The organism is Rhizobacter sp., from assembly GCA_019635355.1.
Taxonomy (GTDB): domain Bacteria; phylum Pseudomonadota; class Gammaproteobacteria; order Burkholderiales; family Burkholderiaceae_C; genus Rhizobacter.
Window position 1 is genome coordinate 3,934,154 of sequence record JAHBZQ010000001.1, and the last position, 17,605, is coordinate 3,951,758.

At 68.4% G+C, this 17,605-nt stretch carries 18 protein-coding genes; 6 read left to right on the forward strand and 12 right to left on the reverse strand.

Annotated features, from left to right (window positions below; all coding sequences use genetic code 11):
- Positions 1-148: 148 nt before the first annotated feature.
- Both KF892_18065 and KF892_18070 read left to right on the forward strand, forming a co-directional pair.
- The gene (locus KF892_18065; GenBank protein MBX3626931.1) at positions 149-505 is read left to right on the forward strand and encodes a ribonuclease; all 357 of its coding nucleotides are present in this window, start codon (positions 149-151) and stop codon (positions 503-505) included.
- Between the two features lie 43 nt (positions 506-548).
- Positions 549-944 carry a barstar family protein gene (locus KF892_18070; protein MBX3626932.1) on the forward strand — a complete coding sequence of 132 codons (396 nt, stop codon included), beginning with the start codon at positions 549-551 and terminating at the stop codon, positions 942-944.
- On the opposite strand, the gene KF892_18075 is transcribed toward KF892_18070, so the two are convergent.
- The 4 genes from KF892_18075 to KF892_18090 are packed head-to-tail and all read right to left on the reverse strand — an operon-like array spanning position 919 to position 5,544.
- Positions 919-1,167: a hypothetical protein gene (locus KF892_18075; GenBank protein MBX3626933.1), complete on the reverse strand. Its 249-nt coding sequence runs from the start codon at positions 1,165-1,167 to the stop codon at positions 919-921. The two genes, KF892_18070 and KF892_18075, sit on opposite strands and share 26 nt — an antisense overlap.
- Positions 1,164-1,928: a 16S rRNA (adenine(1518)-N(6)/adenine(1519)-N(6))-dimethyltransferase RsmA gene (rsmA, locus tag KF892_18080; GenBank protein ID MBX3626934.1), complete on the reverse strand. Its 765-nt coding sequence runs from the start codon at positions 1,926-1,928 to the stop codon at positions 1,164-1,166. The genes KF892_18075 and rsmA overlap by 4 nt, the downstream gene beginning before the upstream one ends.
- Positions 1,929-1,940: 12 nt before the next feature.
- Entirely contained in the window at positions 1,941-3,254 is a 1,314-nt protein-coding gene (locus tag KF892_18085) for a peptidylprolyl isomerase (protein ID MBX3626935.1), read from the reverse strand.
- 7 nt (positions 3,255-3,261) lie between these two features.
- The gene (locus tag KF892_18090) at positions 3,262-5,544 is read right to left on the reverse strand and encodes an LPS-assembly protein LptD (GenBank protein MBX3626936.1); all 2,283 of its coding nucleotides are present in this window, start codon (positions 5,542-5,544) and stop codon (positions 3,262-3,264) included.
- A 171-nt stretch (positions 5,545-5,715) separates the two neighbouring features.
- Between KF892_18090 and KF892_18095 the strand changes: the two genes are divergently transcribed.
- Positions 5,716-6,786: a phosphotransferase gene (locus KF892_18095; GenBank protein MBX3626937.1), complete on the forward strand. Its 1,071-nt coding sequence runs from the start codon at positions 5,716-5,718 to the stop codon at positions 6,784-6,786.
- Between the two features lie 7 nt (positions 6,787-6,793).
- Here KF892_18095 and KF892_18100 read toward each other — a convergent pair whose 3' ends face one another.
- Complete coding sequence (locus KF892_18100; GenBank protein MBX3626938.1) at positions 6,794-7,786, reverse strand: LysR family transcriptional regulator; 993 nt, start codon at positions 7,784-7,786, stop codon at positions 6,794-6,796.
- A 202-nt stretch (positions 7,787-7,988) separates the two neighbouring features.
- On the opposite strand from KF892_18100, the gene KF892_18105 reads away from it, so the two are divergent.
- From KF892_18105 to KF892_18115, 3 genes are all read left to right on the forward strand, one after another.
- Positions 7,989-8,411, forward strand: coding sequence for a DUF4148 domain-containing protein (locus tag KF892_18105; protein MBX3626939.1), 423 nt, complete (start codon positions 7,989-7,991; stop codon positions 8,409-8,411).
- A gap of 54 nt (positions 8,412-8,465) precedes the next feature.
- On the forward strand, positions 8,466-8,891 hold the full coding sequence (locus KF892_18110) for a DUF4148 domain-containing protein (GenBank protein MBX3626940.1): 426 nt from the start codon (positions 8,466-8,468) through the stop codon (positions 8,889-8,891).
- Positions 8,892-8,959: 68 nt separating this feature from the next.
- Positions 8,960-10,624: an NAD(P)/FAD-dependent oxidoreductase gene (locus tag KF892_18115; protein MBX3626941.1), complete on the forward strand. Its 1,665-nt coding sequence runs from the start codon at positions 8,960-8,962 to the stop codon at positions 10,622-10,624.
- Here the strand turns inward: KF892_18115 and KF892_18120 are convergent.
- From KF892_18120 to KF892_18150, 7 genes are all read right to left on the reverse strand, one after another.
- On the reverse strand, positions 10,603-11,913 hold the full coding sequence (locus KF892_18120; GenBank protein MBX3626942.1) for an amidohydrolase: 1,311 nt from the start codon (positions 11,911-11,913) through the stop codon (positions 10,603-10,605). The two genes, KF892_18115 and KF892_18120, sit on opposite strands and share 22 nt — an antisense overlap.
- A gap of 78 nt (positions 11,914-11,991) precedes the next feature.
- Positions 11,992-13,467: a M20 family metallopeptidase gene (locus tag KF892_18125; GenBank protein ID MBX3626943.1), complete on the reverse strand. Its 1,476-nt coding sequence runs from the start codon at positions 13,465-13,467 to the stop codon at positions 11,992-11,994.
- Between the two features lie 148 nt (positions 13,468-13,615).
- A complete protein-coding gene (locus tag KF892_18130) occupies positions 13,616-15,049 on the reverse strand; it encodes an aldehyde dehydrogenase family protein (protein ID MBX3626944.1) in 1,434 nt (477 codons plus the stop codon).
- Between the two features lie 39 nt (positions 15,050-15,088).
- Positions 15,089-15,958 carry a lysophospholipase gene (locus KF892_18135; protein ID MBX3626945.1) on the reverse strand — a complete coding sequence of 290 codons (870 nt, stop codon included), beginning with the start codon at positions 15,956-15,958 and terminating at the stop codon, positions 15,089-15,091.
- 63 nt (positions 15,959-16,021) lie between these two features.
- Complete coding sequence (locus KF892_18140) at positions 16,022-16,897, reverse strand: alpha/beta hydrolase (GenBank protein MBX3626946.1); 876 nt, start codon at positions 16,895-16,897, stop codon at positions 16,022-16,024.
- A gap of 152 nt (positions 16,898-17,049) precedes the next feature.
- Positions 17,050-17,223: a hypothetical protein gene (locus KF892_18145; protein MBX3626947.1), complete on the reverse strand. Its 174-nt coding sequence runs from the start codon at positions 17,221-17,223 to the stop codon at positions 17,050-17,052.
- A gap of 106 nt (positions 17,224-17,329) precedes the next feature.
- Complete coding sequence (locus KF892_18150; GenBank protein MBX3626948.1) at positions 17,330-17,593, reverse strand: helix-turn-helix transcriptional regulator; 264 nt, start codon at positions 17,591-17,593, stop codon at positions 17,330-17,332.
- Positions 17,594-17,605: the final 12 nt, after the last annotated feature.

Consider the following 17,605-nt stretch of genomic DNA (forward strand, 5'->3'; position numbering starts at 1 on the left):
TTGCCTCAAATTGAGGCACCGGCTTGAGCTTTTTGCCCTGATTCGGTACCATCTCGGTTTCATATTTCAGGTATAACCCGTGGTCCTCTTTGGTCGGCAGCTTGGGTGGCCGTCCCTTCGAAAGTCGGCACTTGCCAACTTTCTAGCGATGGTGGTTCTGGCAAGTGCCGCAGTGTTTGGCAATGGTGCCGCTGGCAAGCCACCCGCAGCGCTGATCCAGACAGTTCCGCTGGCCAGCCTGCCGAGCGAAGCCCAGGAGACCGAGCGCCTCATCCGCGCCGGCGGACCCTTCCCATATGAAAAAGACGGCAGTCGCTTCGGCAATCGCGAGCGGCTGCTGCCGGTCCAGGCTCGCGGCTACTACCGCGAATACACCGTCAAGACACCCGGGTCGCGCGACCGTGGCGCGCGCCGCATCGTGTGTGGGGGCCGCCAGCCCACCGCGCCCGATGCCTGCTTTTACACGGACGATCACTACGCGAGCTTTCGCCGCATCGTGAAGTGAGCGTCAAAGGTTTTTGTTTTGAACCCAAAGGAGGAACGTGACCATGCTGTTGCAGACAGTCCGTCCAAACATTGTCCAGTCGATACGCGCCTACCGCGTGGATGAGCTGCAGGACGCCGCACAAGGCGCCGGCCAGCATTTCCTCTACGCCAACCTGACTTCGGCCCAGACCAAGCAGGACGTCATGGAAGCCATTGCCGAGTCGTTCCTCTTCCCGGCGCATTTCGGCAAGAACCTCGACGCCCTCTACGACTGCATGACGGACCTGGTCCACAAGTCGGGCGCGCAGCCCGGCTTCGTGGTGGTGCTCGAGCAGTTGCCCGACAACCCGCGTTTCGACCGCGAAGCGCGCGAGCAACTGCTCGATGTCTTCCGCGATGCGGCCGATTTCTGGGCCGAGCGGAAGATTCCCTTCAGGTGCTTCTATTCTTTTCAGTAGCCCGCTCCCAAGAACAAGGGTCATGGGAGCGGGCGAATGAAACGGCCCCGAGCACTGCAGCAGAAAAGCCCACCAAGGTGGCAGCCAAGAACGCCGCGAACGCCAGCTTCGGCATGAACATGCCGATGATGAGCAGCGCCTTCGACACCTCGATGTGGCTGACGGCTGCTTGAGCTGAGCGAAACGTGTTCTGCGAAAGAGCGGCTTCGGCCGCTCTTTTCATTTCCGGACCAAGGTGCGCGCGAGAGCCAGGTATTCCGCCACCGGGACTTCCTCGGCGCGCCGCTGCGTGTCGAAGTCGCCTCCGAAGCCACGCTCGGTGAGCCAGCGGCCGAGGGTGTGGCGCAGCAGCTTGCGGCGCTGCGAGAAGGCGACGGTGACCAGTTCGCCAAGCAGGGCGGCATCCACGCCTTCAAGGCTCGGTAGCGGCACCATGCGCACCACCGCCGAATCGACGCGCGGCGGTGGGTCGAAGGCTTCGGGCGGCACGTCGAGCACCGACTCGATGGCGTAGCGCCATTGCAGCATCACCGACAGGCGGCCGAAGTCTTTGCTGCCCGGGGCTGCGGCCATGCGGTCCACCACTTCCTTTTGCAACATGAAGTGTTGGTCGACCACGTGCTCCACGGAGTCGAGCAGGTGGAAGAGGATGGGCGTGGAGATGTTGTAGGGCAGGTTGCCGACGATGCGCAGCTTCTGCCCGGCCTGCTGGGCCAGCGCCGTGAAGTCGACCTTCAGCACATCGGACTCGACCACGGTGAGCTCCGCCCGCTTGCGCAGCCGGGTCGCGAGATCGCGGTCGAGCTCGACCACCGTGAGGTGATGGCTGCGCGCCACCAGCGGGTCGGTCATTGCGCCCAGCCCGGGCCCGATCTCGACCAGGGCCTGCCCCGGCTGCGGATCGATCGCGTCGACGATGTCGTCGATCACAGATGCGTCGGCCAGAAAATGCTGGCCGAATCGCTTGCGCGGAATGTGCTTCAAACGCGGTGCCGGTTATTGCGGCGGCTCGCGCAGCTCGACATACGCCCGCGCACGCAGGTCGCGCACCCACTCCAGGTAGGCCTCTTCGAACTTCTGCTCGCGCAGCGCACTACGGGCCTGCTCTCGCTGCTGCTTCGCGTCGAGCGTGACCTTGCGGCGCTCCATCACCTGGATCAGGTGCACGCCGAAGCGCGAGATGACGGGGTCGGACAGGCCGTTGAGCGGCAGTGCGTTCATCGCCTCTTCGAACTCGGGCACGAAGTTGCCCGGCGACACCCAGCCGAGGTCGCCGCCCTGGGCGGCGCTGCCGTCTTCGGAGTTGTCGCGTGCGATCTGCTCGAAGGTGCGGGTGCCGGCCGCGATCTGCCGCTTGAACTCCTGCAGCCGGCGAATGGCAGCCTCCTGGCTCAGCTGGGCTGAGGGCCGCAGCAGCACATGGCGCGCACGCGTCTGCGTGACGGTGAAGGCGCCGGTCTCGGTGCGCGACAGCACCTTGAGCACATGGAAGCCTGCCGAGCTGCGCAGCAGCGTGGGCGTGAACTCGCCCACCTTCAGCGTGCGCACCGCGTCGACGAAGATGTCGGGCAGCTGGCTCGCTGGGCGTGCACCGATCTCGCCGCCTTTTGCCCGGTTGGTGTCTTCCGAGATCTCGCGGGCCACGGCATCGAAGGCCTCGCCTTTGCGCAGACGCTCGAGCGCCGCTTCGGCGCGGGCGCGGCGCTCTTCGACCACCTGGGCCGGCGCGTTCTCGGGCACGACCACCAGCACCTGCGCCAGGTTGTATTCGGTGGAGTTGCCGGCTGCAGCGCGCTGCTTGTCAAGCCAGGCGTCGATCTCGGGGTCGCTGATGCGGATTCGCTGCTGCACCTCGCGCTCGCGCGTGCGCTCGACCAGCAGCTGGTCGCGGATGTTCTTGCGGAAGCGTGCGTAGTCGATGCCTTCGCGGCGCAGGCGCTCGCGCAGCTGTTGCGGCGTGAGCTGGTTCTGCGCGGCCACGTTGGCCATCGCCCGCTCGAGCTCGGCATCGTCGAGGCGCATGCCGCTGTCGCGTGCGTTGGTGACGATCACACGCTCGTCGATCAGCGCGTTCAACACTTCCTGCTTGAGCTCTTCGTCGGGCGGCAACGGGGTGTTGCTGCGGCGTGCGTTCTCACGCACTTGCGCGATGCGCTGCTGCAGCTCGGCGGCGGTGACCAGCTCCTGGTTGACGATGGCGACGATGTAGTCGGCCGTGCGCGGGGCGCTGCGCTGGGCGTGGGCGGGCAGGCCGGCTGCGAGCGTGAACGACAGCAAGGCGATGCAGGGCCAGTGGCGGATCGTGGTCATGGGGGATTCAGGGTGCGGTCGGCGAGGGGGCCTCGGTGGGCGCGTCGTCGCGCAGCAGGCGGTAGCCGGGGATATTGTCCTTCAAGACCTTCAGCGGGTTGGTGCCCAGGCGCGACAGGCCGACGAACTCGATTTCGAAGCCGAACTGGGTGGTGGCGTCCTGCTGGCTGGTGGACACACGCTTGGCCACCACACGCCCGATCCAGCAGCCGGCGTCGTATTCGAAGCCGAGCACCGAGTCGGTCACGCGGCGCTCGCGCACGCTGTAGTTGACGCGGCCGGCGCTGTACCACCCGCCGGCACACTGGGCGTTCGGCCCAGCCTTGCCGTCGCGCACCCGTCCATAGATCGGCCATTGCCAGCCGAGTTCAACCTGCTCGCTCTCGCCGCGCTTGAAGCGGTAGGCGCTGTAGAGCGTGCGGTACGGGCCGGGGGAGTAGCGGGCGCTCAGCATGGACCGTTTGGTGCGTGACAGCTCCGGGCTGTACTGCACGCCGGCGTCGAGCTTCCACTGCGGCCAGAAGCTGCTGGAGCCCATCAGCAGCAGGTCCTTGTTGGCGCCGCCGGTGGGGGTAATCCGCTGCTCCGACAGCAAGAAACGCTGCGCGATGCCCAGCCGCAAGGCCTCGGCACCGCTTTGCGCGTCGAGCATGCGTGTGGTGACGCCCACGGTGACCTGGTGCGCGTCCGACACTTGGTCGATACCGGAGAAGTCGTTGTCGCCGTAGATCGAATCGAGGTTGAGGTCGCGCTCTGCCGAGTCGAAGCGCGGCAGGCCGTTCTGGTCGCGGTACGGCGTCTTCACGTAGTAGACGCGAGGCTCGAGCGTCTGCCGCATGTAGCGGCTGAACCAGCTCGTGTCGCGCTCGAAGACCCACGCGTTGTCGAGGCTGAAGGTGGGGATGGTGCGGCTGAACTGGCGCTGCCCGATGAACTCGCCGCCGGTGAGGGCGCGGTCAAGGCTGTAGGTCGCCGAGTTGAACGCCAGACGTGGCACGAGGCTCCAGCCAGGGGCGACGATCGGCAAGCTGAGCGAACCGAGGCTGTGCCAGCGCTCGCCGGGATTGCGGTCAAGACGGTCCTGGGCGCTGGTGTCGTTGGGGAGAACAAAACGGTTGTACTCGGATTCGAGGCTGAACTCGAAGCCACCCGGCAGCCTTTGCGTGCCGCGGATGCCCACCTGCGGATAGCGGTCGTAGGGCGCCTCGATGCGGTTGGCATCGTCTTGCAGGATCTGCCAGCGCAGCACCCGCGCATAGGTTTTCCAGTTGCCAAACACGGGCGCCTGCACCTGCGCATCGCCCGTCAGCAAGCGCGGCAGCAAGCTCGGGTAGTCGCCGGGGAAGTCTTTCCAGTACTCGTCGTCGGAGACGCGGGTGACGTCGGCCTTGTAGTAGCCGTTGCCGAGAAAGTTGCCCTCGTGCAGGTAGCCGAGTGCGTCGCGGCTGTGGCCGGTCAGGCGGTCGTTCGGCAGCACGAAATAGGTCAAGGCCCCTTCGTCGCTGCGCTGCAGGTAGCGGAACTCCGAGCCCAGCGCCACGCCGCGCTTGGCGATGACCGTGGGCGTGAGCGTGGCATCACGGTTGGGCGCGATGTTCCAGTAGTACGGCACCGAGAGCTTCAGGCCGCTCTTGCTGTCGACGCTGGTGGTGGGCGGCAGCCAGCCTGATTTGCGCGCGTCGGTGAGCGGGAAGCTCAGCACCGGCGCGGCGAGGATGGGCACGCCATAGAAGCGCAGCACCGCGCCTTCGGCAATGCCTTCGTTGTTGGGCAGGTCCATGCGCACGCGACGCGTTTCCAGCAGCCAGGCCGGCTCGCCGCTGCCGTCACGCGGGCAGCTGGTGTAGTTGCCGTCGGTGGCGAGTGCCACGTCCTTGCCCATGAAGTCGAGGCGCGAGGCGCTGCCGCCGGCCTGCGTGCGCGAGAAGAAATACGTCGGGTTGACGAAATACCCCTCGTAGGTGCCGAGCTTCAGTTGCAGCTCAGGCCCGCTGTAGACGTTGCCATCGCGCGAGATGCGCACCTTGCCGAACGCGCGGGCGGTGTCGGTGGCCTGGTCGTAGCTGAGGCGGTCGGCGCGGATCTCGATCGGGCCCTGCCGCAGCAGGGCATTGCCCTCGGCCACGGCGTCGAGGTCGGGCCGCGCGCGCACCTCCTGGGCCTCGACGATGACCGGTGCCTTCTCCGCCGCGGCGGGCGTGGCCTGGGCCCACGCCGAGGGCCAGGCACCGACAGCCAGGCAGGCCGCGGCAGCGATGGCGTGGTGGCGATGTCGAGGGAGGTGGCGCAAAGGACGGGGCGAAGAGAGCGAGGAGATCGTGCGTGGGGAAGAGCCGTGCATCGCGGCCCGCCCCTGGCGGCATCGAGGCCACCCGCGAGGGTCGATTTGTAGAATCGATTATCGACGAGGGACGCGGCCATCCGGCCCTCAATTCCCCTAGCCCGCCGCCTGCTTCCCCCTATGGTCACCACCTCCTCTCCCGCCGCCATCGTGTGGCCCGACGACGCCCGCCGCGAGCGCTTCGACCGCTGGCTCGCGAGCGCCGCCCAGCGCCACGGCTTCGACCCGCAGAGCCTGCGTGCGGCGAGTGCCGATGCCAGCTTCCGGCGCTATTTCCGTGTCGACGGCGCGGGCCGCTCTTTCATCGTGATGGACGCGCCGCCGCCGCAGGAAGATGTGCGCCCGTTCATCGCCATCGCGTCGATGTTCGAATCGGCCGGCCTCAATGCGCCGCGTGTGCTCGAGCAAGACGCCGAGCACGGTTTCCTGCTGCTGAGCGACCTCGGCTCGCAGCTCTACCTGCAAGCCCTGCAACAGGCGCAGGCCACCGGCGATCTCAGCGGCGCCGCGTCGTTGATGCGTGACGCGACCGTCGCGCTCGTGCAGTGGCAGACCCGCGCCGATGCGAGCGGCCTGCCGCCCTATGACGACGCGCTGCTGCGCCGCGAGCTGCAGCTCTTTCCCGACTGGTGCGTGGCACGGGAATACGGCGTCACCTGGACGGCTGAGCAGCAATCGCGCTGGGACAAGGTCTGCGACCTGCTCGTCAAGAGTGCCCTCGCGCAACCGACGGTCGCCGTGCACCGCGACTACATGCCGCGCAACCTGATGATCTGCGCGCCCGAGGCCGGCAACCCCGGCATCCTCGACTTCCAGGACGCGGTGCGCGGCCCCATCACCTACGACATCGCCTGCCTGCTGCGCGACGCCTTCATCTCCTGGGAGGAAGAGCAGGAGATCGATTGGGCCGTGCGCTACTGGCAGCAGGCGAAGAAAGCCTCGCTGCCGGTGCCCGAGGACTTCGGCGACTTCTGGCGCCAGCTCGAGTGGATGGGCCTGCAGCGCCATCTCAAGGTGCTGGGCATCTTCTGCCGCTTGAAGCACCGCGACGGCAAGCCCAACTACAGCCAGGACCTGCCACGCTTCTTCCGCTACGCCCACAAAGTGGCGGTGCGCTACAACGGCCTCGGGCCGCTCGCGCACCTGCTCGAGCCCTTGATGGGCACGTCGCGTAGCGACGCCTTCTACTGACGCGCGGTCACTGCAGCAGGCTGCGCTGCTCCGGCATCGCGACCTGCTGCGGGCAGGTCTCGCAACCAGCCGCCTGCAGCCACGGGTCGTGCTCGCGCCCGCCGAAGGTCTGCACCAGGAAGTCGATGAACGCGCGGGTGCGCGCCGGCACGTACTTGCGCGTGGGCATCGCGGCGTAGAGGCGCAGCGTCAGCACCCGCCATTCGGGCAGCACACGCTCCAGCGCGTGTTCGAGCAGGGCGTCTTCCACCACGTAGGACGGCAGCCCCGAAATGCCCATGCTGGCCAGCGCCGCGGCGTACATCGTGTCGCTGTGGGTGGTCGACAGCGCCGGGCGTGAGGGCACCAGCGTCACCGATTCGCCCGCGGGCTCGTCGTCGCCCCAGGGCCCGCGGTGGAAGGTGATCTCGCGGGCGAAGCTGGGCAGCATCGCTTCGTGGTGGTGCAAGTCGTTCGGGTGCTCGGGGCGCCCGCGGCGGTCGAGGTAGTCGGGTGAGGCGCAGGTGATGACCTCGGACCGCGCCAGCAGCCGCGCCACGAAATCGCCATCCAGCGGCTGCCGGCCGACCTGGATGATGCTCACGTCGTAGTTCTCGTCGACCGTCTCCACCGGCCCGGGTGCGGCCAGCTCCAGCGTCACCTTCGGGTACTGCTCGCGAAAGCGCGGCAGGTGCTTGGCGATCTGGTGCACCGCAAAGGCGGGCGGGGCCAGCACCCGCAGGTGGCCGCGCGGCTCTGAGGTGGCGGCACTCGCCAGTGCCTCGGCCTCTTCCACCTCGGTGAGGATCTGCCGCACGCGCTCGAGGTACAGCTCGCCGATGTCGGTGAGCGCCAGGCGGCGCGTGGTGCGGTTGATGAGGCGGGCGCCCAGGTGCTCTTCCAGGTCGGCCACCAGGCGGGTCACCACCGCGGCCGACAGGTTCAGCTGGCGCGCCGCGCCGGCAAAGCTGCCTTCTTCGATCACCCGGGAAAACACCCGCATGGAGTGGAGTCGGTCCATCGCTTACATCCCAATCGTTTCGTTTTCAGCAATGCGCCGTTTGAGGATAGGTCATTTATTGATGGTTTGGCAATGTCTACAGTTCGCTCCATCGATGAGCCGATTTGACTAACACGACTCACCGAGGCAGGACAAGACGGGGAACCCTAGCCCGCCATGCCCGAAACGTCACAACCACTGTCAATCCACTGAAGGAATCATCATGAACCGCAAGCAAGCCCTCACCGCCGCCGCCATCGCCCTCCTCGGCTCTTCTGCCGCCTTCGCGCAGAGCAGCGAAGCCGATCTGCAGTATTTCGGCCAGAACCAGGCCTCGACCGTGAGCCGCGCCGCCGTGCGCGCCGAGGTGCTGTCGGCCCAGGCCAAGGGTGAACTGGCCGTCCCCGGCGAAGTGATCGCCGCCGCCGTGCCGACCGCTGCCCAGAGCCCGTTTGCCACCCGCGTGACCCGCGCCCAGGTCAAGGCCGAGCTGGCCGGTGCCGACCTCGCGACGCCGCCTGAAGTCGCTGCCTGGAAGGCCCCCGCCGCTTCCGGCCTGAGCCGCGAAGCCGTGCGTGCCGAAGCGCGTGCCCAGGCCCGCGTCGACACCTACCAGGACAAGGGCCGCATCGGCGCCGGCTACTGAGCCGCGACCTCGACCGAATCGAACCGCATTGAACCGAACCCAGGAGAAATCACCATGAACCGCCAACACGTCATCGCCCTCGCGCTCGCCGCCGTCGGCTCCACCGCCTTCGCCCAGAGCAGCGAACTCGACCTGCAGCACTTCGGTGCCTCGCAGCCCAGCACCGTCACCCGCGCCGCCGTGCGCGCCGAGGTGATCAAGGCCCGCGCCGACGGCGAGAACCTGGTGCCGGTGCAAGCCGACGTCGCCGGCCTGTTCCAGAAGGCCCCGGCCGCCAGCACCGTGACCCGTGCCGACCGTCGCGCCGAAGTGCTGCAAGCCCGCAAGGACGGCACGCTGGAGCGCCTGAGCCTGAGCGAAGTCGACGTCAGCGCCACGCCGGTCGTCTCGACCCGCACCCGCGAAGAAGTCCGCAAGGAAGCCATCGCCGCCACCCGCGCTGGCCAGGCCGCCCGCGGCGGTGTGGGCGCCGGCCACTGAGCTGCGCGCACCCGCGTGAAGAAGCCGCCTCCGGGCGGCTTTCTTTTTGCCTGCGGGACAATCGCCGCATGCTCCGTATCACCGAACTGCGACTGCCCCTGGACCACCCCGAAGAGGCGCTGCGCCCGGCCATCGTGGCGCGGCTGGGCATCGCCGACGCAGCCTTGCAGTCGTTCACCGTCTTCAAGCGCAGCTACGACGCGCGCAAGAAGAGCGCCATCCAGCTCATCTACACGCTTGACTGCGCGCTGGCCGATGAAGCGGCCGTGTTCGCGCGCCTGCAAGGCGATGCGCACATCCGCCCGTCGCCCGACACACGCTACAAATTTCTCGGCCATGCGCCGGCCGATTTCGGCGTGGCCAGTGGACAGCGCCCGCTCGTCATCGGCTTCGGCCCCTGCGGCATCTTCGCCGCGCTGATCCTGGCGCAGATGGGCCTGCGCCCCATCGTGCTCGAGCGCGGCAAGGAAGTGCGCCAGCGCACGCAAGACACCTGGGGCCTGTGGCGGCGGCGTGAGCTGAACCCGGAGTCGAACGTGCAGTTCGGCGAAGGCGGCGCCGGTACGTTTTCCGACGGCAAGCTCTACAGCCAGATCAGCGACCCACGCCACCTCACGCGCAAGGTGCTCACCGAGTTCGTGAAGGCGGGGGCGCCGGAAGAGATCCTCTTCGTGAGCAAGCCGCACATCGGCACCTTCCGCCTGGTCAGCATGGTCGAGAAGATCCGCGCCGACATCGTGGCACTCGGTGGCGAGATCCGCTTCGAACAACGCGTGACCGATGTGCACATCGACGGGGGCCAGGTGCGGGGCGTGACGCTCGCCTCGGGCGAGCAGATCGACAGCGAGCACGTGGTGCTGGCGCTGGGCCACAGCGCACGCGACACCTTCGCCATGCTGCACCAGCGCGGCGTCTACATGGAGGCCAAGCCCTTCTCGGTGGGCTTTCGCATCGAGCACCCGCAAAGCCTCGTCGACAAGGCGCGCTTCGGCCCCAACGCGGGCAACCCCATCCTCGGCGCGGCCGACTACAAGCTGGTGCACCACGCGAAGAACGGGCGTTCGGTCTACAGCTTCTGCATGTGCCCGGGCGGCACCGTGGTGGCCGCCACCTCCGAGCCCGAGCGGGTGGTGACCAACGGCATGAGCCAGTATTCGCGCAACGAGCGCAATGCGAATGCCGGCATCGTGGTCGGCATCTCGCCCGACGACTACCGCCAGACGCCGGGCGAGGGCCCGGTGAACCCGCTCGACGGCATCGCCTTCCAGCGCGCGCTCGAGTCACGCGCCTTCACGCTTGGCGACCGGGCCTATGGCGCCCCCGCGCAGCTGGTGGGCGACTTCATCAAGGGCCAGGCCTCGAAGGTGCTTGGGCGCGTCGAGCCCTCGTACAAGCCCGGCGTGCGCCTCACCGACCTCGGGGCCCCGGGCCAGGAGAGCCTGCCCGCTTACGCCATCCACGCGATCCGCGAAGCCTTGCCCGCTTTCGAGCGCCAGATCAAGGGCTTCTCGATGCCGGATGCGGTGCTGACGGGCGTGGAGACGCGCACCTCGTCCCCGCTGCGCATCACGCGCGGCCGCGACTACCAGAGCCTCAACGTGAAGGGCCTCTACCCGGCCGGCGAGGGCGCGGGTTATGCGGGCGGCATCATGTCGGCCGGCGTCGACGGCATCGAAGTGGCCGAGGCTGTCGGTGCGAGCCTCTTGAAGCTTCAGCGCGCCGAGGCCAGGTAGTCCAGCGCCAGCATGGTGAGCGACAGGGCGCCGAGCGGCATCGCGTCTTCGTCGAAATCGAAGTTGGGCGAGTGGTTGGTGGCGGCGTCCATCGGCGTCTTGCCCTTGGGCGGCGCGCCGAGGATGTAGAACACGCCCGGCACGACTTTCTGGAACTCCGAGAAGTCTTCCGACGCGCTGATCTTCGGGATCGGCACCGCCTTGCCGCCGCTCGCGCGCTGCAGCGTCGGCAGCATGGCCTGCATCAGCGGGTCGTCGTTGATGGTCACGCTGTAGGCGTTGCTGCCGAAGCGCACCTCGGCTTTCGCGCCACTCGCTTCGGCGATCTTCTCCGCGGTGGTCACGATGCGCTGCTTGGCCTCGGTGCGCATCTCCTCGTCGAAGGTGCGCAGCGTGCCCAGCATCTCCACCTTGTCGGGGATGATGTTCTCGCGGTGGCCGCCGTGAATGGACGCGATGGTCAGCACCACCGGCTCGTGGTTGATGTTGAGCTGTCGGCTCACGATGGTCTGCAGCCCGTTGATCACCTGCGCCGCGACGACGATCGGGTCGGTGCCCGTCCACGGCGCGGCGCCATGCGTCTGTTCGCCGGTGATGGTGATGTGCACCGTGTCGGCGCCGGCCATCATCGGCCCGCTGCGATAGCCCAGCTGGCCGGCGCCGAGGTTGGGCGAGAGGTGCAGGCCGAACACGGCGTCGACCTTCGGGTTGTTGAGCACCCCGTCGGCCACCATCGCGCGGGCGCCCCACAAAGTCTGCTGGCCGGCGTCTTCGGTCGCCACGCCTTCCTCGGCCGGCTGGAAGATGAACTTCACCGTGCCGGGCAGCTCGGCCCGCAGCGAGGTGAGCACTTCGGCCACGGCCATCAGCATCGCCACGTGGCCATCGTGGCCGCAAGCGTGCATCACCGGCGTGTCCTGCCCGCGGTAGCGGCCGAGGGCCTTCGAGGCGAAGGGCAGGCCAGTGGTTTCGAGCACCGGCAGCGCATCCATGTCGGCGCGCAGCGCCACCACCTTGCCGGGTCGCCCGCCTTTGAGCACGCCCACGACGCCGTGGCCGCCCACGCCGGTCTTCACCGTGAGGCCGAGTTGGCGCAGGTGATCGGCCACGAGGCGTGCGGTGCGCACCTCCTGGCCGGAGAGTTCGGGGTGCTGGTGGATGTCGCGACGCCACGCGACCATCCGGTCCTGCAACGCGGCCACACGGGGTGCGACCAGCGAGGCGCTGGGTTGTGCCTGCACGCTGCTGCACACGGCGGCTGCCATCAGCAGCAAGGCCCACTTCAACATTCAAACGCTCCCGTTGTCTCTCCGTGCGCCTCGGCATGGGCGCACTGGGCGGGCCAGTCTACGAGGCAAAGCGAGCGTTCACGGGCAGGCGGCCATCACCTGGGCCACCGCGGCCGTGAGTTTTTTCCCATAGGGCACATGCAGGAACTCGTTGGGGCCGTGCGCGTTGCTCTTGGGCCCGAGCACGCCGCAGACCATCATCTGCGCCTTGGGGAAGCTCTGTTGCAGGAGGCTCATCAACGGGATGGTGCCGCCCTGGCCGATGTAGCCGCAGGGCGCGCCGTAGTGGGCTTGCGAGGCCGACTGCAGCGCGTCTTCGAGCCAGGGCGCGAGGCTGGGCGCATTCCAGCCGGTGGCGCCCGCGGCCCCGGCGCGGCCATCGGCGCCGAAGGTGACCTTCGCGTTGTAGGGCGCGTTGTCTTCCAGCAGCAGCTTCAGCTTCTCGGCCGCCTCGTTCGCATCGACCGTGGGCGGCAGGCGCAGGCTCAGCTTGAAAGCGGTGTAGGGGCGCAGCACGTTGCCGGAACTCTTCCACTCGGGAAAGCCGTCGGCCCCCGTCACGCTCAGCGTGGGCCGCCAGGTGCGGTTGAGCAGCGCTTCCAGCGGGTCAGTCGTCGTGGGCAGCGACGGCGAACCATCGGCGCCGCAGGCCCACGGGAAGCGCTTCCAGACCTCGTCGCCGAGGATCTGCGCTGTCGCGTTCGCCTGCTCGATGCGGTCGGCGGGGATGGTGCAGTGGAAGCTCTCCGGCAGCAGCCGCCCGGTCTTCGAGTCTTCCAGCCGGTCGAGCACCTGTCGCAGGATGCGGAAGCTCGACGGCACGAGCCCGCTCGAGTCGCCCGAGTGCACGCCCTCGGTGAGGATCTCGACGCGCAAGGTGCCGCTCACCATGCCGCGCAGGCTGGTGGTGAGCCACAGCTGGTCGTAGTTGCCGGCGCCGCTGTCGAGGCAGACGACGAGGGCCACATCGCCGAGACGCGGCGCGAGCGCGTCGATGTAAGCGGGCAGGTCGAAGGAGCCGCTTTCCTCGCAGGCTTCGATGAGGCCCACGCAGCGCGGGCGCGGAATGCCTTGCGCATCGAGCGCCTCGATGGCGGTGATGGCGGCGTAGATCGCGTAGCCGTCGTCGGCGCCGCCGCGGCCGTAGAGCAGGCCGTCTTCGTACTTGGGCGTCCAGGGGCCGAGGTCGGTGCGCCAGCCGGTGAACTCGGGTTGCTTGTCGAGGTGGCCGTACATCAGCACGGTGTCGGTGCTGCCCGCTTTGGTGGCTGGCACCTCGAAGAAGATCACCGGCGTGCGGCCGGGCAGCCTCACGATTTCCAGCTTCAGCCCGGCCACCTTGCGGCCTTCGACCCAGCTCGCCGCATCGCGCACCACCTTGTCGATGAAGCCGTGCTGCTGCCACTCGGCGTCGAACATCGGGCTCTTCGCCGGGATGGCGATGTAGTCGGTGAGGGCGGGGACGATGCGCTCGTCCCAGGCGCGGTCGGCGTAGTCGGCGAGGGCGGTCGCTTCGTCGGGCTGGATCGGTTGCAGCGGGTCGCGGGCGTTCATGGCGGGCTCTCCTTCGAAAGGAAAACCCAGTTTAGTTCTGGCAGCCACGCGCGGAGCCGCGTGCTCATCAAGCCTCGCCCGCGGAGCCGGCTTTGCCGGTCCGCCAGGCGGCGCCCCTTGGGGGCAGGAGCGGAGCGACTGGGGGGCCTTATGCCCGCTTGAATTGGAGCGACTTCACTTCCAGGAAATCTTCCAGGCCCCACTTGCCGAACTCACGGCCGTTGCCGGATTGCTTGTAGCCACCGAACGGTGCCTGCATGTTGAAGCCGCCGCCGTTGATGTCGACCATGCCGGTGCGGATCTTCTTCGCCACTTCCTTGGCGCGCTCGTCGGTGGAAGCCCACACGCCGCCCGACAGGCCGTAGATGCTGTTGTTGGCGATGGCGATGGCTTCGGCTTCGTCCTTGTAGGTGAGGATCGACAGCACCGGGCCGAAGACTTCTTCCTGCGCCAGGCGCGAATCGGGTTTCACGCGGCCGAAGACGGTGGGCTTCACGTAGTAGCCCTTGTTCTCCAAACCTTCGGGGGCACCCAGGCCGCCGGTCAGGAGCTCGGCGCCTTCGTCGAGGCCGATCTGGATGTACTCCTGCACCGTGTCCTGCTGCGACTTCGAGGCGACCGGGCCCATCACCGTGGTCTCGTCGAAGGGGTCGCCCACCTTGTAGGCGGCGGTCACCGCCACCGCGATCTTGGCCACCTCGGCGTACTTGCTCTCGGGCACGACCATGCGGGTGTGCGCGGTGCAGGTCTGGCCGGCGTTGAGGAAGCAGGCCTGCACCGAGCCCTTCACTGCGGCGGTGAGGTCGGCGTCTTCGAGGATGACCGAGGCCGACTTGCCGCCGAGCTCGAGCGCCACGCGCTTGATGGTTTCCGAGGCCTGCGCCGAGATGCGGCGGCCGGCGCCGGTGGAGCCGGTGAACGACACCATGTCGACCTCGGGGTGCTTGACCATCGCCTCGCCGACGATGGTGCCGCGGCCAGTGACGAGGTTGAACACGCCGGCCGGCACGCCGGCGTCATGGATCACCTCGGCCAGGATGAAGGCGTTGAGCGGCGTCACGTCGGCCGGCTTCAACACCACGGTGCAACCCGCCGCCAGCGCAGCGGCGACCTTGGCGCCGATCTGGTGCAGCGGGTAGTTCCACGGCGTGATGGCCGCGACCACGCCCACCGGCTCGCGCACGATGGTCGAGTGGCCGGCCTGCTCTTCCCAGTGGAAGCTCTCGACGAGCTTGGCGTAGTACTTGAAGACGGCGATGGGCGAGCCGGCCTGGATCGGCAGCGACTGCTTGAGCGGCATGCCCATCTCGGAGCTGATGGTCTTGGCGATCTCGCCGGCGCGCGCCTTCAGGCCTTCGTGGATCTTGAGCAGGTAGGCACCACGCTCGGCGGGGGTGAGGGCAGCCCAGGCGTCGAAGGCGCCACGGGCGGCGGCCACGGCGCGGTCGACGTCGGCGGCATTGCCACGCACGACGCTGGCGATGGTGTCGCCGGTCGCGGGCGAGATCACCGCGCCAGGTGCCTCTTGGCCCAGGCTGGCCACCCATTGGCCGCCGATGTACAGCTTGTCTTTCTGGATCATGGTGTGCTCGCTCGCATGAAATAGGACGGAAGTGCGATTTTAGGCGGCGGGCACCTTCTGCGACTGCAACCAGGATGACAAGGTGGCCAACACCTCAGCCTGCTCGGGCTCGTTGAAGATCTCGTGATAGAGCGGGCCGAACTCCTTGCTGGTGATCACTGACTTGTTTCCTGTGGCCGCAAAGTCGCGGCTACCCGAGGGGGCGACGCAGCGGTCGCTGCCGGCGTAGAGCAGCAGCGTGGGCACCTTCCAGCGCGCGGCGTGCAGGCGCACCCACTCGCCGTTGCCGAGGATGAAGCGGGCCAGCCGCGGCGTGATGCGGTCGTGCACCAGCGGGTCGGCGCTGTAGGCGGCCACGACCTTCGGGTCGCGCGAGATCCAGGCCGGCTTCAGGCCGTTGTTCACCGCGAGGTCGGGGGCCAGCGTGCCGAGCGTGGCCAGCAGCAGCTTCTGGATCGCGTTGGTGTCGGCCGCCAGGGCGGGCGACGAGAGCACCAGCGCGTCGACCGGCCGGTACCACTCGGCGGTGGCTTCGCCGGGCCGGGCCACGCCCTGGCCGACGAAGCGCGCAGCGACCAGGCCGCCCATGCTGTGGCCGAGCAGCACGAGCGGGCCCGGCTGCTGGGCGCGCACGTGGTCGATCACGAGCGAGAGGTCGCGCAGCAGGTCGTCGGCGGTGTTGATCTTGCCCTTGGGGCCGTCGCTGCGGCCGTGGCCGCGGTGGTCGTAGCCGATGACGTGCCAGCCGCTCGCGTTGAGGTGCCGGGCCACGTGGGCGTAGCGGCCGATGTGTTCGCCCAGGCCGTGCACGATGAGCACGGTGCCGCGGGCGGCGGCGGGGTCGGGGGCGGGCCAGGCCTGCAGGTGCAGGCGCTGGCCATCGGGTGTGGTGAGGGCGGCGTAGGTCATGGGGGCGCACCCTACGCACTTCGCGCTGCCGCGCCAAGCGGACTTGCGCTCAGGTGGCCCTGCTCAGGCCGCCATCACGATGCGGTCGAGCCCGTTCGACAGGCGCGGGTCGATGCGGCCGGTGATCCATGCGTTGACCGTCGCCTCGTGCGAGATCGGCCCCAGGTGGCCCGCGCCGGGCACTTCGGCGCGCAGCACGTTGGGCAGCGTGTGTGCCAGCAACTCGGCCACACGCCGTGCGGGCGTGCGCGTCTGCGAACCGTGCATCAGCAGGATGGGCATGGTCAGGCGGGCCAGCAGGCTCTTGTGCCAGCGGGCGGTGAAGCAGGCGTCGAAGTGGCGTGGCACGGCGGGCATGCGGCCGGCCACGGCATCACGCTGGCTGGCGGCCATCTGGTTCCAGCTGGCATCGCCGCCCCAGTAGCCGATGAAGAAGGCGGCGGCCTGGTCGATCTCGCCGCGCTGCACCAGGCCACGGGCGGTGTGCGCCACGTCGGTGATCTCCATCAACGCCGGGTCGCGGGGGGCCAGCTCGCGCAGCACGCCGAAGGCCACCGGCTCGTACAGGCTCAGCGAACGCACCCGCTCGGGGTGGCGCAAGGCGATCTGCAGCGCGAGTGCGGCGCCGTAGGAGTGGCCGACCAGGTGCACGCCACGCTGGTCGAGCTGCGGCTGGGTCGTTTCCATGAGCGCGATGACGGCCTGTGCATCGGCCTGCAGCGCATTCATCGTCGCGCTCGGAAAGGGCGGGCTCTTGCCGTGGCCGTGCAGGTCGGGCAGCAGCACCTGCCAGTGGCGCGAGAGGGTGTTGGCGAGACCCTGCCATTGCGAGTGCGTGCCGGCCGTCGAGTGCAGGCACACCACCAGGTCGCCGGCACCCTGGGTGCGGGCCGACAGGCGGGTGGTGGGGGTCAAGGCATCGGGGGTGTCAAAGCTCATGGCGTGTCCATCCGGTTCTTCGGGGGCGGCACCGCGGGTGGCGGCGCCGTCTCGGGGACCATGAGGATGGAACGCCGCGGTATCGGCCGGATGTCGCGGCCCCGGCCGGCGTGATTCATTCGTTGCAGGCGTGTTTCAACGCCTGCGGCACCTCATTGCGAGATGTCTTTGGTGCGGGTGCGCGACACGCCGGTGATCACGCCGATGCCGGCCAGGATCACGCACGCGACGGCCACGTAGGTGGGCGCCACGCCGGCCAGCACCAGCGCCCAGGCGACGCCGCCGATCAACAGCGCAAAACCGATCAGGTAGAGAGCGAAAGACATGGACAGGCTCCTTGTGTCTGCGGAACTTGGCCGCCACTGTAGGCAGCGCGCCTCGTGCCGCCGATCGGTGCCGGCCGCCACTTGTCGTAGGCCGGCGCCTACTGGCTCAAGCGCCGCGCCAGCCCTCGGCCCACTCGCACAGCGGGCCGAGCGATGCCATCAAGCGCCGGCCCTCGGCGGTCAGGCGGTAACCGCCTTCCTCGTGCTCGAGCAGGCCCACTTCACGCAGCTCCTTGATGCGCGTGTTCAGCAGGCTTGGGTTGGTCTCGCAGGCGTCTTGCAGGGCGCGGAACGTCATCTGCTCGCCATGGCGCAGCTCCCAGAAGATGCGCAGCGCCGCACGCCGGCCCAGCAGGTCGAGCGCCACCATCAGCGGGCGGCC